Source organism: Maribellus comscasis (assembly GCF_009762775.1).
Lineage (GTDB): Bacteria > Bacteroidota > Bacteroidia > Bacteroidales > Prolixibacteraceae > Draconibacterium > Draconibacterium comscasis.
Genome location: NZ_CP046401.1, coordinates 1,850,847 through 1,867,450, shown reverse-complemented (window position 1 = coordinate 1,867,450; position 16,604 = coordinate 1,850,847). Strand labels below are relative to the sequence as shown.

The following is a 16,604-nucleotide window of genomic DNA, read 5'->3' as shown; positions in this document are numbered from 1 at the left end:
TGTATTTTGTACTTTTGAGTAAAACTTGATTGAATGAAACGAAATCTGATTTTATTTCTGATTTTTATAGTGGCATTGGTCGCCGGTTTTATATACTTTACAAAGGACGAGGTGACTTTTGCAAAAGAAGCATCGGTATATAAAGCTGTACCTGTAACTACTCCCGGTTTTTTTGAATTTCGTTCATTGAAATCAATTCCTGTTGATAATCCGATAATTAAGGAAATGAAGGATTCAAATATTGGAAATTCATTTCTGGGATTAATTACTCAAATGGATTCTTTGGTGAAAAAAAACAACGATGTTCAAAGTGGATTGCGAAATGAGTCCTTTATTCTGGCATTTAATTTTTCAGGCAAAACTGATTTGATTCCACTGTTTATAAAAAATGCAAATACCAATAACAAAAGGACAAGTATAAAAAACTTGATCGAATTGCTTTTTCCCGTTTCTCAATACAGATATGAAGGGAGTAACTACAGCGGTAATAAAATCACTGCCGTATCAAAAGAAAATTCATCTGTCCTGTTTTTTTGTTTCAGCGAAGGTATATTCCTGGCAAGTCCAAAAGCAACGATGGTTGAGCAGGCTATCCGGCAAATGAATACTTACACCATATTAAATGACCGGTTTTTTACTGAGGTTGATAAGACTGTAACCCTGCAATCCGATGTATCATTATACATAAATCATATTAATTTTCCGGAGTTGGTTGGTAACTGGATGAATAGAAAATCAACCCAAAGTGTTAATGAATTTGGTGAGACCGTTAGGTTGAATTATAAGAACCGCACCGAAAGTTTTGGAGATTTTGCTTCATGGACTGAACTGGATGTTGAGTTTGATGATGATAAAATTTTGTTCAACGGTGTTTCTGTTGCTGATGACTCTTTAAACCACTTTTTGTCTGTTTTCGACGGGCAGGATGCTGTAAATTCCAAAGCTGATGAAGTGCTACCGAAAAATACATCTTTTTTTGTAAGTTATTCATTTTCTGACAAAAGCATTTTTTTCGAAAATCTCGAACAATACTTTTCTCATACTGACTCGTATTACAAACGTGAAGAGCAAATAAAAAAGATCGAAACAGGACTGCGTACCGATTTTAAAGAGTCGCTGAAAGGAATTGTAAATGATGAAGTTATTGTTGCGGCAACAACAATTCCCGTTGATCCTTCCCATTTGACAACTTTTTTTATCCTTCATACGGAGGGGAGAACGCTTGCTACAGAACAGCTTACAAGTTGGCTATCATCATATGCAGCAAGAAAAGGAGTAGAACTGAGTTCATTTAGCAATGTTTATTCGGTGGACAGAGAAACTAAATTTACCATTTATGAGTTTCCATATCCTTCATTTCCGGGTATTTGGCTGGGGAAACCATTTGCTGCAGCAAAGGCAAATTTTGTTGCATTTCATGATAACTACATGGTTTTTTCGAATTCAGAAAAAGGGCTGGAGGAGTACCTTCACAATATGGTTTTGGATGCAAGTTTAGACCATGAAGTACGGTATTTGAAATTCAAACAAAATATCGCAAATCGTTCCAATGTGAATACGTATATCGACGTCAACCGTGCTTACAGTTTTAGTAAGCAGCTTTTTAACCCGGAGATAACCCGGGAGGTGGAGGAAAAGGAAGAGACTTTGCGAAAAATACAGGCAGTTAACTGGCAAATCATCCACGACAAAGAGTTATTTTTTAATTCGATGGTTTTGGCTTTCAATCCTAAAGCACAGGAAGAAGCGCAAACAACCTGGCAAAGTAACATTGGAAATTCAATTCGATTTAAACCACAAATAGTTGTTAATCACGATAATCCTGGAAATCGTGAGGTAATTTTACAGGACGAACAAAATAATCTTTACCAGATTACCAATGAAGGCCGCGTGCGGTGGACAATATCTGTTGCAGAGCCTGTTATTAGCGAGATTTTCCAGGTGGATTATTACAAAAACGGAAAACTTCAGTACCTGTTTAATACAAAAAATAAACTGTATTTAATTGACAGAAATGGAAATAATGTAGCGCATTTTCCTGTGGTGTTTAGCTCGCCTGCCACTGCAGGTGTAAATGTTTTCGACTACGATAACAATCGGAACTATCGTTATTTTATTCCTCATGAAAATAAAAAGGTAGTTGCCTATGACTATACCGGGAAAGTTGTAAGTGGCTGGATTTTTAAACAAACTGACCATTTGGTGACAACTCCGATACAACATTTCAGGGTTGGAAGAAGAGACTTTATTGTTTTTAAAGACAAATCCAGAATCTATATATTGGACAGAAGAGGAAACAGCCGGGTAAACACTTCTGCGACTTTTGAAAATTCACGGAATCCGCTGATTTTAAATTTGGACGGATTACCCAAAATTGTTGCAACAGATGTCACAGGAAAAGTATATTACATTTTTTTTGACGGGAAGTATTCTGAAAAGAAAACAGGCAAATTCGGAGCAGACCACTTTTTTACCTGCGACGATTTAAACGGAAATGGAGTTCCTGATTTTGTATTTATTGACGGAAATGAATTAAAAGTAATGGATGAAAACGGGAAAAAGCTTTACGCTGAGAAATTTGATAATTTAATTAAAGACCCTCCGAATATTTACAATTTTGGCCCGAAAATGAAAAAGGTCGGTGTTGTGGATGCATCGTCAAATCGTATTTATTTGTATAATCCTGACGGAGATCTTCACGACGGTTTTCCTTTACAGGGGAGCAGTCAGTTTAGCATCGGGAAAATGTCGGACAGCACAGGTAGTTTGAGTCTGCTGGTGGGAAGTGATGGCGGTAATCTCTTCAATTATACATTAAATTAGCATCTATTTTCCAAAGACATAGATTACCGAACTACAACGCCCGGGTTTGAACGAACTGGCAAACCATGAGACCGTTCCGTGGATGATTCCCTTCACCAGCGCTAATTTCGATTTTTTATATTTTTCACTAAGAAGCGATACATAAAACGAGTCGAATGGCATCGCATGAACTTCTGTAAGTTTGAACCCAAATCTTTTTCCAAAAGATTCCATTTGTTCGGGAGTAAAATGCCAGATGTGTCGGGGAACATCGTAAGCAGCCCAATATTCGCGATAATGTTCTGCATCGTACGATGAGTTATTAGGCACTGCGATGATCAATTTTCCTTTGGCCTTTAGAATTTTATGGAAGGTCTCCATATTTGCATCAAGCTGATGAATGTGTTCTAATACATGCCACAAAGTAACCACATCAAATTTATTCTCTTTGAAACCAAAAAGTTGTTCAGTAGGGAAAACATCAAGATTAAATTCTGATTTTACAAACTGCCTGGCCTCTGTACTTTTTTCTGTTCCTGTTGTTTGCCACCCGTGTTGTTTCATTTCGTTGAGGAAAAAACCAGTGCCGGTTCCAATGTCCAGAATGCTTCCTTTTTGTTCCGGGGAAATTTTTTCAACCAGCTTTCTTTTTTGCCCCAACATATATTTTCTTACCCTGTGGTATACCGAGTTTACCAGGCCTTTGGAAGTATTGGAGTGTGAAATATATTCGTCCGACTGATAGTATGAGCCAATATTTTCTTCGTCTTCAATTTCCTCTGTGATTTTGAATCCGCAGGAACTGCACTTTTTTATTTGAAACTCTTCTCCGCTAACAAAATGATCAATACATTTTAAAAAGGGTGAAAAGTTTTCGCTGCCACACACCGGACAGTGAAGAACATTAAATTTTGCCATTTCTGAAAATTTGCCGCAAGATAACAAAACTTACCTGTGCAAATATTGCATAAGTTCATTTTATGGCAAATTTTGCTTGTACCTGGTATGTGAGATTAATATTTTTTACCTGATTGATACTTTCCTGCGGGCTTGTTTGTACCGTTCGTAACATGGCGCTTGCAAATACAGGGCGATTGATTCCTTCCCCCATTTCCACAATCGAAACAACATTGCCAAGTTCTTCATTCATACTTTCAACCAAATAGAGTGCTTTTTCTTTGGCTGCCTGTAGTGCATTTATTTTTACCTGCTTTTTATATTCTTCAATATTTGAGTGTGTCAGTTCGCCAATGTTCATATATTTGATGCCTTTTGCGTCCATGATTTTGGCTAGCTCGTTTATTTTTGAAAAATCGGAAATGGTGATAATAAACTGTTTACGGTATAAAAATTCTTTTCCGCGAAAACGCCAGTAATTCCCCAAATTGCTTACCACAATATCATCTTTCCCAATTCCAACTTCCCGAAGCGTTCTTATTAAATTGTCTTCTATTGTTGCAAGAGGTACTTTGGTTCGATACTCTTCAAATCTGGTTTTTTTCTCCATTTCCTCTTCGCTGTACTCCCCGGGGAGTTTTTCTTCTTTAAACTCTTCTTCCCAGTATTCTTCAATTTCAATGACAAATTTAATTTCATCGGGTTCAATTTCCATTTCAGCACTTCCGTTAACCTGTATGGTTCGGCTGCTCCCGTTTTGCGCTTCTGTAGTAAGTGCTCCGACTACAAAAAAGAAAACAAAAAGATACGATAGTCTCATTTTTAAATTCATTTAAGTGTAAGGTATTTCACACTATAAACAAAAAACCACGAAAACAGTTGTTCCCGTGGTTCAAAAAAATATTGAAAAAAAGTTAAATTATCAGCATTGCATCTCCATAAGTACCAAACCGGTAGTCTTCTTTTATTGCGGTTTTGTATGCATCCATTACAAAATCGTAACCACCAAATGCAGCAACCATCATTAAAAGTGTTGAATATGGAAGATGAAAGTTGGTAATCATCCTGTTGGCTACCCTGAAATCATAAGGAGGAAAAATAAATTTATTTGTCCAGCCTTCAAACGGTTTCAGAAAACCTTGTGTTGAAACTGAACTTTCTAAGGTACGCATAACAGTTGTCCCTACCGCACAAACATTTTTCTTTTCTGTTTTTGCATTGTTTACAACGTCACACGCTTCGTCGCGAATCCAAATTTGCTCCGAGTCCATTTTATGTTTTGTGAGGTCTTCAACATCTACACTTCTAAAATTTCCTAATCCTACATGAAGTGTGATGTAAGTAAAATCGATACCTTTAATTTCCAGCCGTTTTAATAATTCGCGGCTAAAATGCAACCCGGCGGTTGGCGCAGCAACTGCTCCTTCGTGTTTTGCAAATATGGTCTGGTAACGATCTTTGTCTTCCGGTTGAACCGGACGACTTATGAATTTTGGAAGCGGTGTCTCGCCCAACCCGTATAGTGTTTTTTTGAATTCGTCATATGGGCCGTCAAACAAAAACCGCAATGTTCTTCCTCTTGATGTTGTATTGTCAATCACTTCGGCAACCAATAAGTCATCTTCGCCAAAGTATAATTTATTACCAATTCGAATTTTTCTGGCAGGGTCAACCAAAACATCCCATAAGCGTTGTTCCCGGTTTAACTCACGTAAAAGAAAGACTTCGATTTCTGCACCTGTTTTTTCTTTGTTGCCGTACAAACGGGCCGGAAAAACTTTGGTGTCGTTAAATATCATTACATCTTTATCATCGAAATAGTCAAGCAGGTCTTTAAATAACTTATGCTCAATGGTTTTTTTTGCCCTGTCTAATACCATCAGTCTGGATTCGTCCCTGTTGTCGGCTGGGTGTAAGGCAATTCTTTCTTCGTTTAAATCGTACTTGAACTTCGATAATTTCATAAACCAATATTTTAATTTTTATATTTCGATTTTATTTTTCAGGCTGTATTATTTTGTATCGCAGTTGGTTTTTTGGTTCAGGCCTCGTTTTACGGAGAAAAAATCAATTAGTTACAAATAAATGTAAATTTTCCATAAAAAAGTCAACTTTTACAGCATCTTCAATCCTATAATTTCCAATTTTTGTCCTTCGCAAATTTGTCAAATAAGCTCCACAGTTTAGTTCTTCTCCAACATCGCGCGCCAAAGCCCGTATGTACGTTCCCTTACTGCAAACTACCTTTATTTTTATAAACGGGAGTTCAACTGATTCAATATCAATTCTTTCAATAACAATTTTTTTGGCTTGAAGTTTTAGCTCTTCGCCATTTCTTGCATATTCGAATGCTCTTTTTCCTTTAACTTTTACAGCCGAAAAAACCGGCGGGACTTGCTCTGTTTCTCCCTCAAATTTTTTTAAAACTTCAAATATTAATTTTTCATTAACATGGGAATAATCAAAAGTTTTATCCTCTTCTGTCTCCATGTCAAAAGAGGGAGTAGTAGCTCCTATTTTAAACGTTGCGAAGTATTCTTTTTTCCCTAGCTGTAGTTCTTCAATTTTTTTTGTAGCTTTTCCCGTGCATAATATCATGAGACCGGTGGCCAGGGGGTCCAGGGTGCCTGCATGACCTACTTTCATCTTTTTGATTCCCATTTTTCGGCACAGTGAATTCCGCACCCTTTGAACCAAATCAAACGATGTCCAGTTGAGGTCTTTGTCAAACAACAAAATCTCTCCTCCCAAAAAATCGTACGTCCTTTTGAGGTTGTTCATTGTCAATGATCTAATCTACAGCTACTTATGGAATTTTTGCAAAAATCAGGCTGCAAAGATAGCAATTAGACCAATAATTAAACAGTAAATTGCGAAATAAATTAGTTTTCCTTTTTTGATAATTCTTATCATCCACGCGCATGCCAGAAGGCCGGAGGCAAATGCAGCAAGAAAACCAACAAGCAAAGGAATTGTGCCTATGGTGTCACCGGAAGTAAAATCACCGCCAACGATATCGAGAAAGGCAGCGCCTAAAATAGGAATTAACACCATTAAAAAAGAAAATCGGGCAACTTCGTCTCTTTTGGTTTTTAACAACAAGCCGGTAGCAATAGTTGCTCCACTTCTTGAGATACCGGGCATAACCGCCATTGCCTGAGCTATTCCTATAATAAGCGACTTTCCAAAGGTTATTTTCTTTTCTCCTTTTTTCGCAAAATGAGCGAAACTCAATAAAAGTGCAGTAACCAGTAACATACTTCCCACCAAAAGAAGATTGCCGGTAAATAACTTTTCAACCTGGTCTTTAAATAGCAGACCAAGAATCATTACCGGTACAGCCGATAGCAGAAGTTTTGATACAAATATGGTTGATTCATTCCACTGGAAAGCAAACAGGCCTTTAAAAAGCGAGATAATATCTTTTCTGAAAACCACCAGTGTACTTAAAACAGTAGCTACATGAACGGTAATATCAAAAAGTAAATTGTTTTCAGATTGAACCCCAAGTATCACGTGTCCAATTTCCAAATGTCCGCTTGAGCTAACCGGAAGAAATTCAGTGAGACCCTGTAAAAGCCCGAGAATTAGTGCCTGGATTTCATTCATAAATATCGAATTATTTATCTTCTTTGGGTTTTTTCATGATGGCGTATATTTCGAAAACGAAGCCAATCAATAATATAACGGGAGCAATTGTTAAGCGCCTGAAACTAAAGATGTCGGGATTAAAAACATTTGGATCATCACTTCCTCCGCCTGCCATTAAAATAAATCCGATAACAATAATGGCAAAACCGATGGCCATTAGTTTGTAATTTTCTTTGCCAAGGGCAAATCCTGCTGATTTTATTTCTTTTTCTTTTTTAGCCATATTTTTTTGATTGACGGGTTAAAGATAGTGATTAAAATAATTCATCAAATTTCAATCTCAGGTATTTGTTTACTGCTAACATTGTTGAAAAATATGAAATGAGCATTCCTAACAAAATAACCATTGCAAAAACGATTACTGCGACACTGATATCGCTTTGAGAAATGATGCCTGTAAGTTCTTTTTTGTAAATATAAAAAGTTCCTAAAACGACTATATTCGCCAGAAAGGCTCCGTAAACTCCCCAGTACAGACTTTGCTGCAAAAAGGGTTTTCTGATAAACGAATGGCTGGCCCCAACCATTTGCATCGTATTGATTGTAAATCGCTGTGAATAGATAGAAATGCGAATGGTATTGTTTATCAGCGCTACAAAAATGAATATCAGTAATGCACTTATTATTATTAGAACTAAACTTATTTTACTCACATTTTTGTTAATTACAGAAACAAGGTTTTTTTGATAGTATACTTCTTTTACTTCCGAATACTCCTGAAAATTTTTTTCTATCAGCGTCAAACTGTCGGGATGTGTGTATGGTGCGTAAAGCTTAACATCTATTGAGGCAAACAGAGGATTGTATCCCAGGAAGCCGGTGAAATCTTCGCCCAACTGCTCTGTCAACTCCTGTGCTGCTTCTTCTTTATCGATGTAGCGGGTCGATTTTACATAGTCGGTAGCATTCAAAACTTTTTGAAACCGAATAATATCAACTTCATTTAAATTATCCTGCAAAACAACTGTAAAACCAATTTTTTCCCTGACATATTCCGACAATCTTCCGGCATTAATCAAAATTAACCCAAGTGTTCCGAGCATTATTAGAACCAGCGAGATACTAACCATTGAAGTGAGCCAGGAACTAAAAATCCGTTTCTTTAATTTTTTGGGTTTTTGATTTACCATTTTAGATTTTAAATTCTATTTTAACCGCTGAAACAAAAGTATAAAATAAAAAAAGAATAAGTCAAGCGGAACTTAAATCCTAACCCTGATTTTTAGGAATTGGCCGGTGAAATGCAATTATTGTGTAAACTGAATATAAAACCCTGAAAATTTGGACATTATTTTTTTGGAAATACGAAAAAAGAAAATACTTTTGCAGTCCCGATTATTATCCTTATTAATAGGATGTATAAATAGTTGATTTACTTGGAGTAACGAATTTTGGTTAAGTATTCCGTATTAACCGGAAAAACGGCTTTAGGAATTTCAAAAGTGTTAAACAACAAAAATTTGAACAAGTGGATACACTTAGTTATAAAACAGTTTCGGCAAATAAAGCTACCGTTAATAAAGAATGGGTAGTGGTTGATGCTGAAAATATGGTTTTAGGACGTTTGGCCAGCAAAGTGGCTAAAATGTTGAGAGGGAAATACAAAGCGGATTTTACTCCTCATGTTGATTGTGGTGACAACGTAATTGTTATCAATGCTGAAAAAGTTCAGCTTTCAGGAAAGAAAATGACAGATAAAGTTTATATCCGTCACTCGGGTTATCCTGGAGGACAACGTTCTCAAACTCCGAAAGATATTTTAGCAAAATATCCGGAAAGATTAGTTGAAAAAGCTGTAAAAGGAATGCTTCCTAAAAATAAATTGGGACGGAAGCTTTATGGCAACTTGCATGTAGTAGTTGGTTCAGAGCATAAATATGAAGCTCAGCAGCCAAAAGTTGTTGATTTAAATACGATTAAATAAGCAAAATGGAAGTAGTAAACACAATAGGACGTAGAAAATCAGCAGTAGCACGGATTTACCTGAGCGAAGGAAAAGGTAACATTACTGTTAATAAAAGGGAATTAAATGAATATTTCCCAACTACAACTTTACAATACATTGTTAAACAGCCTTTGAATTTATTGGATGTTGCTGAAAAATATGACATCAAAGTAAATTTGAACGGCGGTGGCCCGAAAGGACAAGCTGAAGCTTTACGTTTGGCAATTTCGAGAGCTTTGATTGAAATTGATCCGGAAGCCAGAAAAGAACTGAAACCGGAAGGATTCTTAACAAGGGATCCGCGCGAAGTGGAACGTAAAAAGCCTGGGCAGCCAAAAGCAAGAAAACGTTTCCAGTTCTCAAAACGTTAATATATTTATTTTATCAAAAAACTATGGGTCTAAAACGGTTGAGATTTCCGGATTCCGGAACTACTCAACGGTTGCTTTTAGGAACATAAAAAAAGTAAACAGATGCCAAGAACAAATTTTCAGGAATTATTGGATGCAGGTGTACACTTTGGTCACCTGAAAAGAAAGTGGAATCCAAACATGGAGCCTTATATTTTCATGGAAAAAAATGGAATCCACATTATCGATCTTCAAAAGACAATAGTAAAAATCGACGATTCAGCAAAAGCAATCAAACAAATTGCTAAATCGGGTCGGAAGATTTTATTTGTAGCCACTAAAAAACAGGCAAAAGATTTGGTTGCCGATTTAGTGAAAAGTGTGGGAATGCCTTACGTTACAGAACGTTGGCCTGGAGGTATGCTTACCAACTTCCCAACCATCAGGAAAGCAGTGAAAAAGATGATCTCCATCGACAAAATGATGAAAGATTCAAGTTGGGATAACTTGTCGAAGAGAGAAAAACTGCAGATTACAAGACAACGTGCCAAATTGGAAAAGATACTGGGTAGTATCTCCGATCTTACCCGTTTGCCGGCGGCATTGTTTATTGTTGATGTGTTGAAAGAAAAAATTGCAGTTCGCGAAGCTCAACGTTTGGGAATTCCTGTTTTTGCAATTGTAGATACCAACTCAAATCCGGAAGGAATTGATTTTGTAATTCCTGCGAACGACGATGCTTCCCAGTCGATTAAACTGATTGTAGGTGCAATGACCGATGCAATTCGTGAGGGGCTGAATGAAAGAAAAGCTGAGAAAGAAAAAGAAGACGTTGATTCTCCTTCATCAAAAAAAGCGAAGAAAAAAGCAAAAAACGAAGACATTGATGAAGAAGATGTTGATGCCGACGAGGAAAATGATGAGTCTGACGAAGATTAATTAAGAACAGGTTATTAATTCTATAAAACCATTTAAAAACGAAATTTTATTATGTCATTTACAACAGCCGACGTAGTTAAATTGCGTAAAGCAACCGGTGCAGGGATGATGGATTGTAAAAATGCCCTGAAAGACGCCGAAGGTAATTTTGACAGAGCCCTTGAAATTATCCGTGAAAAAGGAAAATTAGTTGCCAACAAACGTGCCGACAGAGAAGCATCTGAAGGTGCTGTTTTGGCTAAAGTTAATGAAGATGGTAAATTTGGCGCATTGGTTGTGCTGAATTGCGAAACCGACTTTGTTGCTAAAAATGATGATTTTGTAGCTTTTGCTGACAGCATTTTGAATGTGGCTTTGGCAAATAAGGCTGAAAATCTTGATGCTCTTAAAGCAATGGAACTTGATGGAAGAACAATTGATGCGCAGGTAACAGAACAAACTGGTGTTATCGGTGAAAAAATTGAACTTTCATACTACAATAAAATTGAAGCTGAGACGGTAGTTTCATATATTCATCCCGGAAACAAGCTGGCTACTTTGGTTGGTTTTAATAAAGGTGAAGTTGAAATTCAGGTTGCAAAGGATGTAGCGATGCAAGTTGCAGCAATGGCTCCGGTTGCTGTTGATAAAGACTCTATTCCACAAAAAGAAATTGATAAAGAGCTGGAAATTGCAAAGGAAAAATACCGTCAGGAAGGTAAACCCGAGGCAATGCTGGATAAAATTGCGCAGGGTTCTTTAAATAAATGGTACAAAGAAGTTACTCTGTTGAACCAGACCTACGTAAAAGACGGAAAAATTTCTATCAAAGATTTCCTGAAACAAAACGACAGCGAGCTTACTGTTACTGCATTTGAACGTTACACGTTGAATGTATAATTAGAAGCTGAAGAAGAATATACAAAGGCTGCTCAATTTTTTGAGCAGCCTTTTTTATATTGTCCCAGAACCGCCGCCACCCGGTGTTTCAATTCTGAATTTGTCACCTGCTTCCAGATTGATATTTTGAATAGAATCCAAGCGAATTTCTTCCCCGTTTTTACGAATTACCTTCTGGCAACCCGATTTTCCAGGCTCCCCTGCATTGATTCCAAATGGCCCCGATTTTCTACGTTGGGAAAGAACAGAAAGATTCACCGGTTCAAGGAACGTTATTTCGCGGGTAACTCCGTCGCCACCGTGCCATTTTCCAGCACCTCCTGAGTTTTTTCGAATGGAGAATTGTTCCAACCGAACCGGGTAGCGATGTTCCAGAATTTCCGGATCGGTAATTCGGGTGTTGGTCATGTGGTGATGAACAGCGCTGGCACCGTTAAACCCTTCACCGGCTCCGCATCCGCCACAAATGGTTTCGTAGTATCCAAAGTTTTTATTGCCAAATAGCGTGTTGTTCATTGTTCCCTGACTGGCGGCAACAATACCAAAAGCTTTGAGCAAAGTATCGGTTAACCGCATGCTTATTTCCACGTTTCCACCAACTACTGCCGGGCAATTTTTAGGATTATTATCAAAATCAGGGTTGAGCAAACCTTCCGGTAAAATAAATGAAACCGGTTCCAGCAATCCGTCATTTAGCGGAATCGGCTCATTGAGTAACAATCGCAGTACATAAATGCTGACACTATTCACAATAGCGCGTGTGGCATTCATATTTCCCGGATGAACCGGCGAACTTCCTGTAAAGTCAAAGCTACATTTCCCGTCTTTCAGAGCAATATTCACTTTCAGTGGCGAATCGTCATCGAGGAATTCAGTTGCTGAATAAACGCCGTTTTTGAAAGTTTTTAGTGTGGCCTGCATTTTTTGAGAAGCGTGGTTTCGCAATAAATCCAGGTATTTCTGTACGGTTTCCTTTCCATGTGTTTGAATTAGTGAAAGTAAAGCATTTGAACCATTTTTATTGGCGGCCAGCGCTGCATTCAAATCGGCCAGGTTTTCTTCTACAGAACGCGTTGGATAAGTACTTTCAAGCAATATTTTTCGCATTCCCACCCAGTTTACTTTGCCTCTTTTAACCAGGTAAAATGGTGAAATGACTACTCCTTCTTCTTCCAGATTTTTTGCATTGGGTGGCATAGACCCAGGACTAATTCCTCCAATCTCACTGTGGTGTGCACGGTTTACAACAAAACCAACACGCTCGCCTTCAAAAAAAACAGGTGTTACTACAGTCACATCGGGGAGGTGAGAACCGCCATATTTTGGGTGATTGGTAACAATCGTGTCGCCTTCTTCAAATGAAAAATGTTCGAGCAAAGTCTGTACACAAACACCCAACCCGCCCAAATGAACCGGAATATGTGGAGCGTTGGCAACTAACCGGCCTTTGGCATCGAGCAGCGCACACGAAAAATCAAGTCGTTCTTTAATGTTTACCGAAAGCGAAGTCCGCTGTAGCAGCGCTCCCATATTTTCGGCAATCGCCATAAAACGGTTGGTAAACAGCTCCAACTCGGTTTCAACGGTTTGTGTTTTTGCTGCCGTTGCCTCGGTTTCGAAGTTCTCTAAAATGGCGGTTCCGTTATTTTGCAATTGCAGGTTCCAGCCTGGTTTTAAAAAGGTCGTCGAAAAATTATCCGCAAAAATCGCCGGCCCGGAAAAAGTGGCTCCCGTTTTTAATCCATCGCGTGAAAATCCCGGGGCCTGGTTATGCGAGAAAAATGACGGTTCCGGAGTGTACTCTTCAACTGAACTTTGTTGGGGTGCAATATTTTGAGATTGAACAGAGGCTACCACCCGCAGCGCTTCCACTTCAATTTCCCGGTTGGAAACCGCATGCCCGTACATTTTCTGATACTGTTCAGTAAAATCGGCAATGAGTTTATCCGGCTGCGAAAAAGGAATTTCCAGACTTGAATCCTGACCTTTAAAACGGAGAAATACCATTCGTTGCCGAACTTCAATTTTTTCTTTGTTGAAGCCTTCATTTTTTAGCTGTTTGATTGCGTCAATTTCAATTTCAGAAAAATATTCAGTGATCTTATTCTGAATCTCTTTTAGATTCTTCAGGATTTGTTTTTCAGCAAATCGTTCTACTGCGGCATTTCCAATTCCGTAAGCACTCAGCAAACCTGCATCTTTGGGAAGAAGAACGGTTTTTATTCCCAGGATTTCAGCAATGTCGCAGGTATGCAAACCACCGGCACCACCAAAAGCAACCAACGCAAAATCTTTTGGATTGTAACCTTTTGAAATAGAGATCTTCCGAATTGCTCCGGCCATAATTTCATTGGCAATATCAATAAATCCATTCAGTATTTCTCCCGGATTTCTTTTAACTCCGGTTTTTTCCTGAATCTGCTCAATCAATTCTTTTAGTCTTTTTTCTGCGGCTTCCCGGAAAACCGGAATTCCAAACTGGCGTGTGTCCAGGCGATGTAAAAGCAAATTAATATCGGTAATTGTAAGTGGACCTCCTGCTCCGTAACATGCTGGTCCGGGAAAGGCGCTGGCACTTTCGGGGCCAACAAACAATTTGTATCCGTCGAATCCGCAAATGGAGCCTCCGCCGGCAGCAACCGTTTCAATGGCAATGGCAGGACTGTTAATCTTTGCATCGCCCACTTCCAGTTCAAAACGATAGTCAAATTCGCCGTCAATACGCGACACATCGGTGCTGGTGCCGCCCATGTCGAACGTAATAAGTTTATGAAACCCACTTTCGCCGCCAATCTTTTTTGCGCCAACAACACCGCCTGCCGGGCCGCTGAGTAAACTGTCTTTTGGAAAAAAATTCCCGGCAGAAACCAGCCCGCCGGCACTTGTCATAATTTGAAACGACTGGTCGCCAATTTTCTCAGAAATACGATTTACATAATTGTGAATAATAGGGGAGAGGTAGGCATTTACAACCGTTGTTTCTGCGCGGTTCAGAATTTTGATGAGCGGAGAAAGTTGTGTTGAAGTAGAAATGAATTTGAACCCTTCCTCTTTCAAAATTTTAGCCAGCAGCTTTTCATGTGCCGGATTGATGTAGGAATTCACTAAAGTTATGGCAACCGCTTCAATTTGATTTTTAAAAGGCTGAAGTTGCTTTTTGATACTTTCAATGTCGGGCTCTTTTAAAACCGTACCTTTGGCATCAATACGTTCATTTATTTCAATAATGTGCCCGGCAATTTGTTTTCTTTTTTGAACGTTGAGTGCAAAAATATCGGGGCGTGCCTGCGTTCCAATTTTGAGCAAATCTTTAAATCCGCGGGTTACAACAAACAAGGTTTTTGCTCCTTTACTTTCCAGCAATGCATTGGTTCCTTTGGTCGATCCCAGTTTTAGTGAAAGATCGGGAAACGTTTCGTTTAATCCGGTTTGAGTAATCAGTCGGGCTCCTAAAACCGGCGCCTCCTCGTTGGATGTAATTTCAAAGTTTTTTCCTTCAATTTCTTCTGAGTTTGAAATTGCCTGACTTAGGTGAAGAATTTTATTTTTTAAATCGTAAGACTCAATTTTTAAATCGCCGTATTCTGTTCCGAGTAAACGAAATGAAAAACCGCTTAAAATATTCCGTTTCAGGTTCCATGATTCCGTAATTTCAAACTCTGAAGCGGAGATCTTTCTTTTAATGGTTCCCCGCAAACTGCTACTGCTTAAAACTTTTTGCCGGTACTCGTTTCCCTGGTTGTCCATTCCAATACAATCGGTAAATGTTCCTCCTGTATCCACAAAAAGCTGAAAATATGTTGTGCTCATAAAATTTTTTTAGTCATTATTCTTGCGGCGGGCTTTTATCCATATATAGATGGAAATTACTGCCGAAATTAACCCAATGAAAATAAGATACTTATTTCCTGAAATACTTCCTGAAGTAATTGCCGAATAAACCGCTTTTACCGCGCTGTTTAATCCGATAATCAAGGTTATAAAAATTACTAAAATCATTAAAATGTTTAGCCAGAGCGGATTTGAATTTTCCTTTCCTGTTATGCCCGAATTATTGATGACGATAAACAAAAATATACTAATAAAAGGCAGCAGGAAACCGTTGAGTGCCTGCGCCAGAATGATAGCCGGAATTGGTTTTACATTTCCTGCCGCAAAGGCAACTCCTGCAAGTAAAACAACTATCCATCCGATTTTAAAATTGAGTGATTTGGCTTCCCATTTTTTTTGGTTTTTATTTCCAAACAAACTTTTCAACGTAATGGCAGCGGCCAGTGGCGCGGTTACGGTGGATGTAAATCCGGCAGCAAAAAGGCCAAATCCCAACAAATATTTTCCGCCGATTCCCATTTGCTGCTGCAGTGCCAGCGAGAGTTCCTCAAAAGAAAATTTTCCGGTAACCGAGGTGCCCACAATTAAAACTGCCATGGAGAAAAGTCCGCCCAGCAGAACCGCAACGGCCAGTCCAAACCGCATTTCTTTTATCTTTTGTTTTTGTGATGAAATTCCAGATCCCAGAAATAAATTATAAGGAACGATGGTGGTTCCAATCAGGCCGAGAACCAGAACGCCCGCCCCTGTTTCCGAAGGAATACGCGGAACGAAGGCGCCTTTGAAAATTTCGGCAAAGGAAGGCTGGATGAGAAAAGCTGTGATAAGAAAACCGAGCCCCATAATTACGACTAAAAATCCCATAATCGTGGAAATTATTTTTAGTGAGGGAATACTTAAAATTACGGCTGCCACAGTTCCGATTATCAGTACCAAAACGTAGGACGGCAAATTAAAGATCAACTGAAAGCCGGCAACAGCACCGAGTAAGTTTCCCATTTCGTAGGCGGCAGCCCCTAAAACAATGGCGCCCAAAACCAATGACAAAACCAGCCATTTTGATTTGCTGGCGTTAAACTGTTCCACAATGGCTTGTCCCAGGTTTTTCCCGGAAACCATTGTCAGTCGCGCGGCGGCTTCCTGTAATAACAGACAGGCCAGCGTAGAAAAAAGTAAAGCCCAGAGTAATTCGTTTCCAAATGCTGCGCCCGATTTGGCAGCCGTTGTGATGGTTCCCGGCCCGATAAATGCAGCCGAAACCACCGACCAAAAAAGGATGTTGAGAATGCGTTTTTTTGTTGACATAATTT

The 16,604-nt window shown here is 38.8% G+C and carries 14 protein-coding genes; 5 read left to right on the top strand and 9 right to left on the bottom strand.

The genetic code is table 11. The features are described 5' to 3' along the window. Positions 1-33: 33 nt before the first annotated feature. The gene (locus tag GM418_RS07705) at positions 34-2,823 is read left to right on the top strand and encodes a hypothetical protein (RefSeq protein ID WP_158864787.1); all 2,790 of its coding nucleotides are present in this window, start codon (positions 34-36) and stop codon (positions 2,821-2,823) included. Between the two features lie 3 nt (positions 2,824-2,826). Here the strand turns inward: GM418_RS07705 and GM418_RS07700 are convergent, their stop codons facing one another. From GM418_RS07700 to GM418_RS07670, 7 genes are all read right to left on the bottom strand, one after another. Then, the gene (locus tag GM418_RS07700) at positions 2,827-3,720 is read right to left on the bottom strand and encodes a class I SAM-dependent methyltransferase (protein WP_217447735.1); all 894 of its coding nucleotides are present in this window, start codon (positions 3,718-3,720) and stop codon (positions 2,827-2,829) included. Positions 3,721-3,775: 55 nt separating this feature from the next. After that, on the bottom strand, positions 3,776-4,519 hold the full coding sequence (locus GM418_RS07695) for an SIMPL domain-containing protein (RefSeq protein ID WP_158864785.1): 744 nt from the start codon (positions 4,517-4,519) through the stop codon (positions 3,776-3,778). 94 nt (positions 4,520-4,613) lie between these two features. Further along, the gene (gene queA, locus GM418_RS07690; protein WP_158864783.1) at positions 4,614-5,663 is read right to left on the bottom strand and encodes a tRNA preQ1(34) S-adenosylmethionine ribosyltransferase-isomerase QueA; all 1,050 of its coding nucleotides are present in this window, start codon (positions 5,661-5,663) and stop codon (positions 4,614-4,616) included. A gap of 103 nt (positions 5,664-5,766) precedes the next feature. Continuing rightward, positions 5,767-6,480: a tRNA pseudouridine(55) synthase TruB gene (gene truB, locus GM418_RS07685; protein WP_158864781.1), complete on the bottom strand. Its 714-nt coding sequence runs from the start codon at positions 6,478-6,480 to the stop codon at positions 5,767-5,769. Between the two features lie 45 nt (positions 6,481-6,525). Next, entirely contained in the window at positions 6,526-7,308 is a 783-nt protein-coding gene (locus GM418_RS07680) for an undecaprenyl-diphosphate phosphatase (protein ID WP_158864779.1), read from the bottom strand. Between the two features lie 10 nt (positions 7,309-7,318). Then, entirely contained in the window at positions 7,319-7,573 is a 255-nt protein-coding gene (locus GM418_RS07675) for a DUF3098 domain-containing protein (RefSeq protein WP_158864777.1), read from the bottom strand. 31 nt (positions 7,574-7,604) lie between these two features. Beyond that, positions 7,605-8,480, bottom strand: coding sequence for a cell division protein FtsX (locus tag GM418_RS07670; RefSeq protein ID WP_158864775.1), 876 nt, complete (start codon positions 8,478-8,480; stop codon positions 7,605-7,607). 338 nt (positions 8,481-8,818) lie between these two features. On the opposite strand from GM418_RS07670, the gene rplM reads away from it, so the two are divergent. From rplM to tsf, 4 genes are all read left to right on the top strand, one after another. After that, the gene (rplM, locus tag GM418_RS07665; protein WP_158864773.1) at positions 8,819-9,274 is read left to right on the top strand and encodes a 50S ribosomal protein L13; all 456 of its coding nucleotides are present in this window, start codon (positions 8,819-8,821) and stop codon (positions 9,272-9,274) included. A 5-nt stretch (positions 9,275-9,279) separates the two neighbouring features. Then, complete coding sequence (rpsI, locus tag GM418_RS07660; protein ID WP_158864771.1) at positions 9,280-9,666, top strand: 30S ribosomal protein S9; 387 nt, start codon at positions 9,280-9,282, stop codon at positions 9,664-9,666. A gap of 102 nt (positions 9,667-9,768) precedes the next feature. Next, positions 9,769-10,584: a 30S ribosomal protein S2 gene (gene rpsB, locus GM418_RS07655; protein ID WP_158864769.1), complete on the top strand. Its 816-nt coding sequence runs from the start codon at positions 9,769-9,771 to the stop codon at positions 10,582-10,584. Positions 10,585-10,635: 51 nt separating this feature from the next. Next, complete coding sequence (tsf, locus tag GM418_RS07650; protein ID WP_158864767.1) at positions 10,636-11,463, top strand: translation elongation factor Ts; 828 nt, start codon at positions 10,636-10,638, stop codon at positions 11,461-11,463. A gap of 54 nt (positions 11,464-11,517) precedes the next feature. Here the strand turns inward: tsf and GM418_RS07645 are convergent, their stop codons facing one another. Further along, positions 11,518-15,273 carry a hydantoinase B/oxoprolinase family protein gene (locus tag GM418_RS07645; RefSeq protein ID WP_158864765.1) on the bottom strand — a complete coding sequence of 1,252 codons (3,756 nt, stop codon included), beginning with the start codon at positions 15,271-15,273 and terminating at the stop codon, positions 11,518-11,520. A gap of 9 nt (positions 15,274-15,282) precedes the next feature. Continuing rightward, positions 15,283-16,599 carry an Nramp family divalent metal transporter gene (locus tag GM418_RS07640; RefSeq protein WP_158864763.1) on the bottom strand — a complete coding sequence of 439 codons (1,317 nt, stop codon included), beginning with the start codon at positions 16,597-16,599 and terminating at the stop codon, positions 15,283-15,285. Positions 16,600-16,604: the final 5 nt, after the last annotated feature.